General features: G+C 58.0%; 14 protein-coding genes. 9 read left to right on the top strand and 5 right to left on the bottom strand.

Annotation, left to right across the window (positions count from 1 at the left end):
• The 5 genes from FHS30_RS10560 to FHS30_RS10580 all read left to right on the top strand — a co-directional run bounded on the left by FHS30_RS10560 (position 1) and on the right by FHS30_RS10580 (position 4,066).
• Positions 1-1,086: an FAD-dependent oxidoreductase gene (locus FHS30_RS10560; protein ID WP_183910453.1), complete on the top strand. Its 1,086-nt coding sequence runs from the start codon at positions 1-3 to the stop codon at positions 1,084-1,086.
• The gene (gene thiS, locus FHS30_RS10565) at positions 1,067-1,270 is read left to right on the top strand and encodes a sulfur carrier protein ThiS (RefSeq protein WP_183910454.1); all 204 of its coding nucleotides are present in this window, start codon (positions 1,067-1,069) and stop codon (positions 1,268-1,270) included. Before FHS30_RS10560 ends, thiS begins: the two co-directional genes overlap by 20 nt.
• Complete coding sequence (locus tag FHS30_RS10570; RefSeq protein ID WP_221197257.1) at positions 1,267-2,061, top strand: thiazole synthase; 795 nt, start codon at positions 1,267-1,269, stop codon at positions 2,059-2,061. Before thiS ends, FHS30_RS10570 begins: the two co-directional genes overlap by 4 nt.
• Positions 2,058-3,527, top strand: coding sequence for a bifunctional hydroxymethylpyrimidine kinase/phosphomethylpyrimidine kinase (locus FHS30_RS10575; protein ID WP_183910456.1), 1,470 nt, complete (start codon positions 2,058-2,060; stop codon positions 3,525-3,527). Before FHS30_RS10570 ends, FHS30_RS10575 begins: the two co-directional genes overlap by 4 nt.
• Before the next feature lie 83 nt (positions 3,528-3,610).
• On the top strand, positions 3,611-4,066 hold the full coding sequence (locus tag FHS30_RS10580) for an Lrp/AsnC family transcriptional regulator (protein WP_183910457.1): 456 nt from the start codon (positions 3,611-3,613) through the stop codon (positions 4,064-4,066).
• Between the two features lie 8 nt (positions 4,067-4,074).
• Here FHS30_RS10580 and FHS30_RS10585 read toward each other — a convergent pair whose 3' ends face one another.
• From FHS30_RS10585 to FHS30_RS10595, 3 genes are read right to left on the bottom strand one after another with little or no spacing between them, the layout of a single operon-like run.
• Complete coding sequence (locus FHS30_RS10585) at positions 4,075-4,785, bottom strand: 2OG-Fe(II) oxygenase (RefSeq protein ID WP_183910458.1); 711 nt, start codon at positions 4,783-4,785, stop codon at positions 4,075-4,077.
• Positions 4,786-4,829: 44 nt separating this feature from the next.
• Positions 4,830-5,564 carry a DnaA regulatory inactivator Hda gene (gene hda / locus FHS30_RS10590; RefSeq protein ID WP_425502369.1) on the bottom strand — a complete coding sequence of 245 codons (735 nt, stop codon included), beginning with the start codon at positions 5,562-5,564 and terminating at the stop codon, positions 4,830-4,832.
• The gene (locus FHS30_RS10595) at positions 5,561-6,646 is read right to left on the bottom strand and encodes a DUF2066 domain-containing protein (protein ID WP_183910459.1); all 1,086 of its coding nucleotides are present in this window, start codon (positions 6,644-6,646) and stop codon (positions 5,561-5,563) included. The genes hda and FHS30_RS10595 overlap by 4 nt, the downstream gene beginning before the upstream one ends.
• 201 nt (positions 6,647-6,847) lie before the next feature.
• On the opposite strand from FHS30_RS10595, the gene purM reads away from it, so the two are divergent.
• The 4 genes from purM to FHS30_RS10615 are packed head-to-tail and all read left to right on the top strand — an operon-like array spanning position 6,848 to position 9,915.
• Positions 6,848-7,897: a phosphoribosylformylglycinamidine cyclo-ligase gene (purM, locus tag FHS30_RS10600; protein ID WP_183910460.1), complete on the top strand. Its 1,050-nt coding sequence runs from the start codon at positions 6,848-6,850 to the stop codon at positions 7,895-7,897.
• The gene (gene purN / locus FHS30_RS10605; protein ID WP_183910461.1) at positions 7,897-8,556 is read left to right on the top strand and encodes a phosphoribosylglycinamide formyltransferase; all 660 of its coding nucleotides are present in this window, start codon (positions 7,897-7,899) and stop codon (positions 8,554-8,556) included. The genes purM and purN overlap by 1 nt, the downstream gene beginning before the upstream one ends.
• Before the next feature lie 10 nt (positions 8,557-8,566).
• Entirely contained in the window at positions 8,567-9,370 is an 804-nt protein-coding gene (locus tag FHS30_RS10610) for a DUF3108 domain-containing protein (RefSeq protein ID WP_183910462.1), read from the top strand.
• 56 nt (positions 9,371-9,426) lie between these two features.
• On the top strand, positions 9,427-9,915 hold the full coding sequence (locus FHS30_RS10615; RefSeq protein ID WP_183910463.1) for an FKBP-type peptidyl-prolyl cis-trans isomerase: 489 nt from the start codon (positions 9,427-9,429) through the stop codon (positions 9,913-9,915).
• A 65-nt stretch (positions 9,916-9,980) separates the two neighbouring features.
• Here FHS30_RS10615 and lptG read toward each other — a convergent pair whose 3' ends face one another.
• Together lptG and lptF are read right to left on the bottom strand one after the other, a co-directional pair.
• A complete protein-coding gene (gene lptG / locus FHS30_RS10620; protein ID WP_183910464.1) occupies positions 9,981-11,057 on the bottom strand; it encodes an LPS export ABC transporter permease LptG in 1,077 nt (358 codons plus the stop codon).
• Positions 11,050-12,174 carry an LPS export ABC transporter permease LptF gene (gene lptF / locus FHS30_RS10625; protein WP_183910465.1) on the bottom strand — a complete coding sequence of 375 codons (1,125 nt, stop codon included), beginning with the start codon at positions 12,172-12,174 and terminating at the stop codon, positions 11,050-11,052. The genes lptG and lptF overlap by 8 nt, the downstream gene beginning before the upstream one ends.
• Positions 12,175-12,357: the final 183 nt, after the last annotated feature.

A 12,357-nucleotide genomic window follows, 5' to 3' on the forward strand; every position in this document is an offset into this window, starting at 1 on the left:
GTGAGTTTGCGCGTGGGAATTGCCGGTGCCGGTTTACTCGGGCGCCTGTGTGCCTGGCGGCTGGCCCTGGCTGGGCACCGGGTGCAATTATTTGAGGCGGGCAACCTGCATCAGAGTCAGGCTGCCGCCGTCACCGCGGCGGGTATGATCGCACCCCTGGCCGAGCTGGCCGACAGTGAACCGCTGATCCATCAACTCGGGCAGCACAGTTTAGCGCTCTGGCCTCAATGGTTGGCGCAACTCAGCCAACCGGTGGCCTACGCGCAGACAGGCTCTATCGTGGTGGCCCATCCTCAGGATCGCAGCCTGCTGGTGGAGTTCAATCGGCGCGTGCACCATCAACTGAACACACTCAGCGATAACCAGCGCTCGCCCACAACCCTCAATGGCGAGCAGTTGCGCGAACTCGAACCGCAATTGGCGGGCTTTAACCACGCACTCTTGCTGCCGAGCGAGGCCCATCTCGACAACCGCGCGCTCATGGCCCAGCTGCTGATCGAATTAAAGCACCTGGGTGTGGACATCTACGGCAACAGCAGCGTCGATGTCGCCCCCCAGCGCGTGGGTGAGAACACCGTCGATTGGGCGCTGGACTGTCGCGGTGTAGGCGCCAAGGGATCGCTACCGGGCCTGCGCGGGCAGCGCGGTGAACTGATGGAGATTGAATGCAAAGAGGTACAGATCAGCCGGCCAGTGCGCTGCCTGCACCCGCGCTACAAACTGTATCTGGTACCCAAACCCCATAACCGCTACGTGCTGGGAGCCACTGAAATCGAATCGGAAGACCGCTCCGCCATCAGTCTGCGCTCGCAGTGGGAATTGACCAGCGCGCTCTACGCGCTTAACCCCGCCTTCGCCGAGGCCCGCATCTTAGCCAGCCGCGTCAACCTACGCCCCGCCTTCACCGACCATCGACCACGGCTAGAAGTGATGCCCGGACTGGTGCGTCTCAACGGGCTCTATCGACACGGCTATCTGCTGGCACCGGCCATGGTGGAGGCGATGCTCTACCAACTGGACATTCATCGCGCCCCACTCACCCCCAGCCAAGAGGAGATCAGCCACCATGCTGTCGCTGCAGATTAACAATCAGCCGGTGCAGGCCCCCGCGCAGAGCCCGCTGGCCGAGGTGCTGGCCCAGTGGCCCGCGCTGCCAAGCCAATACGCGGTGGCCGTCAATGGCCAGTTTGTGCCCCGCCACCAATATTCTAACTTTCACTTGCACGACGGCGACCAGATCGACGTGGTGGTGCCGGTGAGCGGAGGATGAACATGGATCACTTAACCCTCTATGGCGAGCAATTTAATGCGCGCCTGCTGCTGGGCAGCGCGCTCTACCCGTCGCCGCAAATCATGCTCGACAGCCTGGCAGCCTCCGGCACCGAATGGGTGACCTTAAGCCTGCGCCGTCAAAACCCCGCCCACGCCCAAGGCGACAGCTTCTGGCAACTGCTGCGCGACAGCGGCTGCAAGCTACTGCCCAACACCGCCGGCTGCACCTCGGCGTCCGAAGCCGTCAACCTTGCCGAAATGTCGCGCGAATTGTTTGATACGCCGTGGATCAAGCTGGAGGTCATCGGCGATGACTACAATCTGCAACCCTGCCCCTTTGGCTTGGTGGCGGCGGCCCAGACCTTGATTGAGCGCGGTTTTAAGGTGTTGCCCTACACCACCGACGACCTGGTATTGGCGCGCAAATTACTGGACGTGGGCTGCCAGGCGCTGATGCCTTGGGGCGCGCCCATCGGCACCGGCCTGGGCTTGATGAACCCCTACAACCTGCGCACCCTGCGCGACCGCTTGCCCGACACGCCCCTGATCATCGACGCCGGGCTCGGCGCCCCGTCCCACGCGGCACACGCAATGGAAATGGGCTTTGACGCCGTACTGCTCAATTCTGCGGTGGCGCGCGCCTGCGACCCAGTGGCCATGGCGCGGGCCTTTGCACTCGCAGTAAGCGCGGGCCGAACCGCCTACTGCGCAGGCATCATGGCACCGAGCCAGACGGCGAGCCCGTCCACCCCCACCTTAGGTCAACCCTTGTTAGCGATGCCCCAATGACTAGCACCACTGCCAGCCAAGCGCGGCCAGTGGTTTACGCCATTGCCGGCATCGACCCCAGCGGCCACGCTGGGCTGTTGGCGGATCTGCGCACCCTGGCGGATTTGGGCTGCCACGGCATGGCGATCCCCACCAGCGTCACGCGGCAAAACTCGCGGCGTTGCGACGGGGCGGCAGCATTGGATACACCCAGTATTGACGCCTTGTGGCAGTGTCTGAGCAGCGACACCCTACCTGCGGTGGTCAAAGTGGGATTGGTGCCCAATGCTGCGCAATACGACGAACTGCGGCGCTGTCAGCAACAGCACCCTGAAGTAACGTGGATTCAGGACCCCGTCGCCAGTGCTAGCCAAGCGCGGCAACAGCTGTGCCGACCGCAGTGGTTAACGGGTGCCATCATCACCCCCAATTTGCCGGAGTTGGCGCTACAGTTGGGCGAATCTCCAGAGCGTTACAACTGCCCAGACGCCATCGCCGCAGCGGCTCAGCGGTGCCTTGCCATGGGTGCTCGGGCAATATGGATCAAGGGCGGGCACGGTGCCGACGCGCGCTGGATTGACGACTACTTTTGCGACGCTGAGCGCGCCTTTTGGATGCGCAAACCACGCCTTGCCACGCGCCATAGGCGCGGCACCGGTTGCGTGTTAAGCAGTGCGCTAGCGGCATTTCTAGCACAGGGAAAATCACTGCCCGACGCGGTCGTGCTGGCCTCGGCCTACGTACACCAAGGCGTGCGATTGGCGCAGCCAGTCGCCAAGGGCGCCGGCCCGGTGGCACAGGCGGGCTGGCCGCAGGCCCGCCAAGACTACCCGATGATTCGAGCGCCAAGGGCCGAGACACCGGCGTTTCCCTCCTGCGATCCGCAAGGGCTCTATCCCCTCGTGGATTCGGTATGCTGGCTTGAGCGAATGCTGAAAGCCGGCGTGAAAACCGTGCAATTGCGCATCAAACATTTGACGGGTGCACCCTTAAAACGGGCACTCGCCGAAGCCGTTGCCCTGGGTCGCGCCCACGAAGCCCAGGTATTTATCAACGACTACTGGCGCGAAGCAATGGCCCTCGGCGCCTACGGCGTCCACTTGGGCCAAGAAGATTTGGCCGATGCCGACCTCAAGGCACTGGCGCGCGCCGGCTTGCGACTGGGCATCAGTTGTCACAGCGAAGCCGAGTGGTGTCGCGCGCTCGCCTACAGCCCCAGCTATATCGCCCTGGGCGCCGCCTTTGCCAGCCCAAGTAAATCCGTGCCCACACTGGCGCAGGCCGATCTCCAGCGGTGGCTGACACTCCTGCAATCGGAATTGCCGGTGGTGGTGATCGGCGGCATCAATCGCAGCACGCTGCCGAGGCTTTTGCAGTGGGGCGCGCGTCACGTCGCCGTGATCAGCGCCGTGACAGAGGCCGCCAATCCAGAGGCAGAAGTGGCCCATTTACAGCGACTGCTGGCCAAGGCCAACGCCACCGAATAACCATTTGCCACTACAGAGGGGCGTGTTACCATCTGCGGTTAGGACATCTATCACGTAAAAAACCCCCAATTAGGACAGCCCCCATGCTCGATGAGTTTGATCGTAAAATCCTCCGGACCTTACAAGAAAACGCAGACTATTCCATGGCTGAGCTGGGTGACCGCGTGGGGTTGTCGCACACGCCCTGCTGGCGGCGCATTAAAAAACTGGAAGCCGATGGCATCATCAAACAAAAGGTTACCCTGCTGGATCCCAAACAACTGGGCTTAGGCGTGACTGTATACGCCTACATCACCATCAAAAGCCACGATGAAGATTCGCTCAATGGCTTTGAACAGGGCGTACAAGATATTCCGGAAATTGTGGAGTGCTACTCCACCAGCGGTGAAAAAGACTATGTCTTGCGGGTGGTGGTCGACAGCGTTGAACACTACGAGCAACTGTTGAAAAAGACCATCGTGCACCTGCCCAATGTGGCCTCCGTCAACTCGACCTTTGCGCTCAAGCAAGTGAAGTACACGACGTCACTGCCGCTTTAACTTCCCCCCTAGCCGGGTGCGCGACCATAGAGTTGCGCGGCCGGCTGAAACAACACCCAACTGGTCAAAATGTACTTATCTTCGGACGCCGGCACGCAGCCGCGGTGGGTGTGGGTGAAATCCGTGGGAAACAATACCAAACTGCCCGCGCTCGGGCGCACCTTGCGCGCCTGATACAAAAATTCAGTTTCACCGCCCTCCGCCACATCGTTCAAGTAATACATGAACACCAGCACCCGGTGCAGACTGTCCTGCCGTGGGTCGGCGGGATGCGGGTACACCTCTGAGTGCCAGTGATGATAGCCGCCCTTGCCCGCGCGGTACTTTTGCAGGTTGATATTGCCCAACCGAAACACCGCGCGAATCACTTGCAGTAACATGTCATCGTCAAACTCGGCCATGTTTTCCACGGTCAAGGGCGTGGGCTTGCCCGTTTTTGGGTGCACTAGTGAAGGCGCAATGGCCCCACAAATGAGGCTGGGAAATTGGCGTACATAGCGCAACAAGCCCTGCGCGGTGGCCCCGGCCAGCGCCGCCAACTCGGGCTGCCAATCGGGCGCGGTATTGAGCACTAGGTCCATACTGTCTTTCTTGGTGACGTCGACACCCTGCCCCGTCTGCCCGGGCGTGGCCAAGCCGCCGGATTCAAATTTTTCAATCAGGTGCTGGCAATCGCCTCGGCTGAGCATGTCGGGATAAATTTGAATGAAATCGGTCATGGCCTCTGGCTCGTTATTGTTGTTGGGCGAATTAGTTGTGGGCGCTAGTGCCCAAGCACCTGTTTGACGAAGGGGATGGTGAGCTTGCGTTTCTCTTGCAAGCTCGCACGGTCGAGTCGATCCAATACACTGAATAACAGATTCATATCCCGCGGTACGCGCTGAATAATAAAGCTGGCCACTTCATCGGGCAGTTGCAGGCCGCGCGCTTCAGCGCGACGCTGCAGCGCCTCCGTTTTTTCTGCGTCAGTGAGCGCATGCAATTGACAGCTCAAGCCCCACTGCAGGCGCGATTGCAAATCGGCTAAGCCAATATTCAAGTGCGCTGGATTTTCCTCAGAGGTAATCAGCAGCGGCACACCGGCATCGCGCAGGCGGTTAAATAAGTGAAACAGTCCCAACTCCCACGCACTCATGCCGGCGATGGCATCCACATCGTCTAGGCACACCAGATCCATGTGCTCTAACCCCGCCAGCAAACTGTGTACGGCATCGGGTTCGAAGGCGTAGTCGCGCACCGCGCGCAAGGGTAAATACTGTACCTGCCAACCCAGGTCGGCAGACTCCACGCACAGCGCTTGGGCGAGGTGACTTCGGCCGGGGCCACCCCACAGGGTGACGAATCGCTCACCCTCGGGGTTCAACAACTCGCGCACCGCGCACAACGCAAAGCGATTCGCCGAATGCTCAGACAAATAGAAGTTATCAAAACGGGCATCGTCGTTGAGCCCGATGCCCAGAGGCAATTGTTGCGGTATGGCCATTTGAATCTGCGTCACTCACCCGCCCATTGAAACATCAACGGATTGTTGGGCGAGCCGTCGGCCGGCACCAAGGTGGGCAGTGGCGCCAATTTTCGATCCAATTGAAACGCCCGCTGCATGTGCGCCAAATCGGACTCTGGCGCCAGCTGCAACCACAGGATGTCATCTTCAACCTGCACCAATTGGACGTCGCGCAGCGCTTCGTGCCGCTCTAGGTAATTCAGCACATTGCGGTAGCGATCGAATGCGGCCACGCCATGCACCTGCATTAGGAGGTGAGTGCCGTCATCTTGACCGGGCTTGATGGTGTAGCGCGCCGCCAGTGCATCGGCGATTTTATCGACCATAGGGGCAGCCAGCTCCTCCAGAGATTGGGCTTGCGCATCCAGCAGCTCGGTTTGGCCAGCATCCAACCACTGCCAGACCCCGCGCAATTCACCACTGCTGGTGCGACTAAAGCGCCCCACCACCATAACATCCGCCTGATAGCGGGCAGAAGCCGCTTGCAAGGCCGCGCGATCAAATTGCCATAGTTGCTCGGCGTTAATGGCCATTTGATCCTGCAAGTCCCAAATAGGGAACAGCAATGGCAAGCCGCGGGTCAAGGCCTGTGCGCGCAGCGCCGTCTGGGTTGCCTCATCGCGCAACAACACGCGCCCATCGGGCCACTGATCTTCCACCAACCAAATCAGCAAGGCGGGCCGATTATCGGGCCAAATCGGCAATTTTAATTTGCGTAGCAACTTGTTTATGGCCACTTCAGAAAAACTGAAATTGAGCTCGGTGGCCGCTACTTGCGATCCGTCCGCGCGCGTAATTTGCCGCTCGGTGCGGGTGTAGCCAAACTGCAACACGTAATTTTGTGCCCGCTGCAGATAGGGCAACAGCTCTTCATTTGCGGCGATATTGGGGTCGCCGGTAACGCGCACCAGAATCCGTGCCATCGCCTCCGACGCCGCCTGCTCGCGCTCCACCGCAGCCTGGCTCTCAACGAGCCGACTGACCTTGTATAAATCAACCAATTGCTCTGCCTGTGCCGGCAAGGCCACCCAAGCTGCGCTCACCAACAGCATGACGGCGTTTAACAATGATCTCATCTAGGTCTCCGGACAGTGATAAAGCGCGCCATTGTAGCAGCCCTCTGAAGGCTGAACAGCGCACCAATGCCTAAATTTACCGCGCGGCGACCTCGGTCACAGGTCCTCGGCAATCAAACCTCACCCTAGCTAGTGCCACCGAGGCCCACAGCTGCTAGAATGCTCGCCTTTTTTCCACCCTCGATTTGCGGAAAGCCCCTCATGAGCAGTGATAAGCCCCAATCCCTTAGCTACAAAGATGCCGGTGTCGACATTGATGCAGGCGATGCCTTGGTCGAACGCATAAAAAGCGTGGCCGTGCGCACCCGCCGTCCTGAAGTATTGGCGGGCTTGGGTGGCTTTGGCGCTCTGTGTGAAATTCCAGCGGGCTACACCCAGCCGGTGCTGGTGAGCGGCACCGACGGCGTGGGCACCAAGCTGCGCCTCGCAATGGATCTGGGCAATCACGATACCATCGGTGTGGATCTGGTCGGCATGTGCGTCAATGACCTGGTGGTCGCCGGCGCCGAGCCTCTGTTTTTCTTGGACTATTACGCCACCGGTAAGTTGAACGTCGATATCGCTGAAAAAGTCGTTATCGGTATCGGCGAAGGCTGCGATTTGGCAGGCTGCTCCTTGGTGGGCGGCGAAACGGCCGAAATGCCCGGCATGTATGAAGGCGAAGACTACGATCTGGCGGGCTTTTGCGTCGGCGTTGTGGAAAAAGCTGACATCATTGATGGCAGCAAGGTCAAAGCGGGCAACCTGCTGCTGGCACTGCCCTCATCGGGGCCCCACTCCAACGGCTACTCGCTGATTCGCAAAATTATTGAAGTGAGCCGCGCCGATGTGCAGGCCGAGCTAGACGGCAGTACCATTGCCGACTTGTTAATGGCCCCCACACGCATTTATGTCAAAGCCCTGCTGAGCCTGATCAAAGGCTCACAGGTGAACGCCATGGCACACATCACCGGCGGCGGCATCACAGAAAACATTCCTCGGGTGCTGCCAGCCAACACCAAAGCGGTCATCGACCTGGACAGCTGGCAGCTGCCTGCCATCTTTCAATGGCTGCAAGAAAAGGGCAACGTGCAAGCCCGTGAAATGTTCCGCACCTTTAACTGCGGCGTCGGCATGGTGATCGCCATCCCAGCCGAGTGCAAAGATGAAGCCCTCACCTTGCTGCGCAACGCCGGAGAAGCACCTTTCGTGATCGGCAGCATCGCCGAAGCCAATGACGGCGAAGCTCAGGTGGAACTGAAAGGCCTGTAATGACTAACCCTCTGCCGCGCATCGTGGTGCTGCTGTCTGGCAGCGGCACCAACCTGCAAGCCTTGATCGACGCCCAAGCCCGCGCCCAACTGGGTGGCGAAATCGTCGCGGTTATTAGCAATCGGCCAGCGGTGCTGGGGCTAGAGCGGGCGCAAAAAGCCGGCATTGAAACCCGCACACTCGACCACACAACCTTCGATTCACGCGCAGCCTTCGATACGGCATTAATGCAACAAATCGACGCCTTCCAACCCGATCTGGTTGTCTTGGCCGGTTTTATGCGCATCCTCACGCCGGCCTTCACCGAACACTACCTTGGAAAAATGTTGAACATTCACCCGTCGCTGCTGCCCAAATATCAGGGCCTGCACACGCACCAGCGCGCGCTGGAAGCCGGCGACGACTGCCACGGGGTAACCGTGCACTTTGTCACCGCTGAACTCGATGGTGGCCCTGCTGCCATACAGGCAGTGGTAGCCATCGAACCCGACGACACGCCCGAGTCGCTGGCTAAACGCGTGCAAGTGCAGGAACACATAATTTATCCCATGGCAGTCAACTGGTTTGCGCAGGGTCGACTCAGCTATCGCGATGGCAAAGCGTGGCTAGACGCTGCGCCCCTCGGCGCCGAGGGCTACCAGATCGACAGCCGTCGCTAACAGGTTTTTTATGCGTTTATTTATTTCGATTGGCATCTTGTTTTGCGCGCTTACCGGCTCCACAACGGTAGCCGAGACAATACCCGTGGCGGAACCCGCCGCTCAAATTCAAACCAGCACGGCATCGCAGGACGCCGTGATCGAAAATCAACCCCATTTACACGCGTTGCCAAAACCATTTAAAGCGATTTATAAAACCCGCTTGTACGGCATTAAATTGACGGCAACTCGCGAACTCAAACAGCTGGACGATGGTCAATGGTTTTTACGCTTTGATATCGACTCTTGGGTTGCCGGTCTCAAAGAGCGCAGCCGATTCGATTGGAACGAGCAGGGCCACGCCATTACGCACCACTACGAATACCACCGCACAGGCCTGGCGCCGGATCGCCATGTGGCAGTGGCATTTAATTGGGACACCCACCGCGTAGTCAACAAACTCAACAAGGAAGAAGACTGGAGCATGAGCATTCCAGACGGCACCTTGGACAAACTCAATGCCACCATGCAAATTCGCGCCGACCTCATTAACGGGCGCGACAAACTGGTATATAAGGTGGCCGATGGCGGCAAGCTCAAAACCTTTCGATTTGCCATCGACGGCGAGGAAACCATCGACACCCCCGTGGGCAAGTTAGACACAGTGGTTGTCAAACGACTGCGCAGCAATAAAAAACGCGAAACCTACACCTACTTCGCAAAAGACTGGGACTATGTGCTCGTGCGCATTACCCAAAAAGAACCCAATGGCGACAGTGCTTCTGTGGACATCCAGGAAGGCTGGATTGACGGTACCAAAATCACCGGTCGCTAACTTCAAGGGCGCTGCCACCAGTAGCCCCACCATTCACCTGCAAAACAGGATTCCCAATGAACATTGCCGACAAATCAGTTGCGAGCATTCACTACACCCTAAAAAATGACGAGGGCGAAGTGCTCGACTCCTCAGAGGGCCAAGCGCCACTCGATTACATTCAAGGTCTGGGCAACATTATTCCCGGTCTGGAAAACGCGCTGGCCGGCAAAGCCGCTGGCGACAAGGTACAAGTTGTCGTTGAAGCAGCAGACGGCTACGGCGAATACAACGCAGAAATGGTGCAAGAATTGCCGCGCACAATGTTTCAAGGCGTAGACACTATCGAAGTAGGCATGGCGTTCCAAGCGCAAACCCCTGCCGGTATGCAAGTGGTTGAAGTGATCGAAGTTGATGACGAAACCGTCACCATCGACGGCAATCATCAGCTGGCCGGTCAGCGTCTGCATTTCGACGTCGAAGTGGTTGGCGTACGCGCAGCATCTGACGATGAGCTGGCCCACGGCCACGTTCACGCCGAAGGCGGCTGCGGCCACGATCACTGAGTGATCAACCCATAAAAAAAGGCCAGCATATGCTGGCCTTTTTTTATGGGTGTGAAATTTTTTCGCTAACGCGTGCGGCCCATCAACCAAAATCCGATGCCAATGCATATGGCGATAGGAATAATGACAGCAATAAACGGCGCAAACCCAAACACCAAACTCGACGGCCCCAGCAAATCCTGCGCGAGGCGAAACACAATGGCGACGATAACTCCCGTGAACACGCGATAGCCCATGGTCACTTCCCGCAGCGGGCCGAAGATAAACGAGATGGCAATGAGCACCAAACCTGCGGTGGCCAGCGGCTGCAAACTTTTCTGCCAAAATGCCAGCCAGTAAGGTTCGCTTTTTTGTCCGTGCTCGTCCAAATAATTAGCGTAGGCGTAGAGCGTTTGAATGGCCAAGGTGCGCGGCGGCATCACCAACACATTCACCAAATCGGGCGACAAATTAGTATCCCAGCGGCGCGTCAAAAATTCGCTGCGCGTGAGCGTATCTGCGTCACTGTTGTCAGTGGGGAAATGGGTAATCACCCCCGACTCTTCCAACCAATAGCTGCCTTGATAGGTGGCCGACTGCGCAAAACTAACGGATTTTAAATTGCGCTCCTGGTCGTAGCTAAAGCGCGATACCCCTAAAATTTTTCCGTTGGGCATCACCACATTGAAATGCAGAAACTCGTCACCTTCACGCGACCAAAGACCCAACTGCCCCTCCTGCTCTTGGCGCTTGCCCTTCGCGATGGCCTTGCCACTCTCCGCCATTTGATCGGTCCAGGGCGTGACATACTCGCCCAGCATGGCAGCTAAAAAGATTAACACCCACACGGGCTTCATCACCGCCCACGCGATACGCGCCACACTCACCCCCGCGGCGCGCATGATGACCAGCTCGCTGGTGGCCGCCAACTGCCCAAGACCGATCAAGCAACCGGTCAACGCCGCCAGCGGAATACTGTTATACACGCGGGTCGGCAGCGTCAACGCCACGTACACCATCGCCTCGTTAAAAACGTATTCATTGTTGAGGTTGTCGATCTCATCAACCACAGCTGCGATAACGTCGAGCGCCAAGATGACTAAAAAAACCACCAAGATGGAGCCGATGACCGTGCGACCAATATAACTGTTTAATTTACGCATGGGCCTGTACCTCCGCGCTCGCGCGATGCTTCCACCATCGACGCACATTGCCCCAATTAAACAGCAGCAAGGCCAAGCCAAAAAACACCCCGTGCACCACCCACAAACCCAGTGCAGGATCTAATTTAGCGAGCTTGACTTGATCGCGAGCAGCATTGAGCGCCACGAGATAAATGATGTACAACAAAATCGCGGGAATCATGCCCAAGTAGCGACCTTGACGTGGACTGGTGCGCGATAGCGGCACCGCCAGCAAACACACAACCACCACCAAAATTGGCAGGCTTAAGCGCCACTGGAGCCCCGCGATCAACAGTGGCTCGCTCGAATTGATGAGGTTTGCGGTGGGCTCGGCATCCACCCGGTAGCGCACCTGCGCCTGACGCAAATTGCTTTCCATCAGCTGGCCAAAACTCGTAAAACTCACCTCGTGATAATCTAAATTACCGGCAATGCCGCTATAGCGCTTGCCATCGTCCAGCACGAAGTAGCGACGCTGGAAGTTCTCATCAAACCATTGTCGGGCACCCACGGCGCGCACCACAGCGGATTCGCCCCCGGTGACCACACTGGATGTGGATTTGTCGGCGATAAACACTTGCGACAAATCGGCCTTATCTTCACTGATGTGTTCGGTGTAGAAAGTGGCATTGCCTTTATTGAGCGGTTGAAATTGCTCGGGCATGATCAATTCAAATTCACCGCGCGAGCGCTGCTCAGCCATTAACGTTTCAACCGCCGCAACGCCTTTTGGACTCAGATATAAACTCAACACCGATACCGCAATGATCACCGGCGATGCCGCCAACAGGGTATACCCCAGCAGGCGACGCTGGCTCAAACCGCAGGCCGACAACACCACCATCTCACTTTCGACATACAGGCGGCCATAGGCCAGCAGCACGCCAATAAAAGTACCCAATGGCAAAATGAGCTCTAAAAAGCCGGGCAATCGATAGCCCATTATCACCAACAACGCCTGCGGGGAGAGGTCGCCAGCCGCCGCCGCGGACAGGTAGCGCACGAAGGTGCCGCTCATAAAGATCAGCAGCAAGACCCCGCTCACGGCCATCAGCGTGAAGAGTATTTCTTTGGCTAAATATCGAAAAATGATCACGTTCTGCTTTCAATCCTGAGGCAGTGGTTAAGTTCACCGTCAGACTAGACTAACGGTGTAACGCAGTGGGCGCAGATTGTTTCAACGCAGCCTGCTAGACTAGACGCCACAATAGCCGGCAGAAAACTGTCTGGCACCTACAATACGTACAAAGATTCGCGGCATTATCGCCAATTACGGCAT

This window comes from Simiduia aestuariiviva, assembly GCF_014192475.1.
GTDB classification, from domain to species: Bacteria; Pseudomonadota; Gammaproteobacteria; order Pseudomonadales; family Cellvibrionaceae; genus Simiduia; species Simiduia aestuariiviva.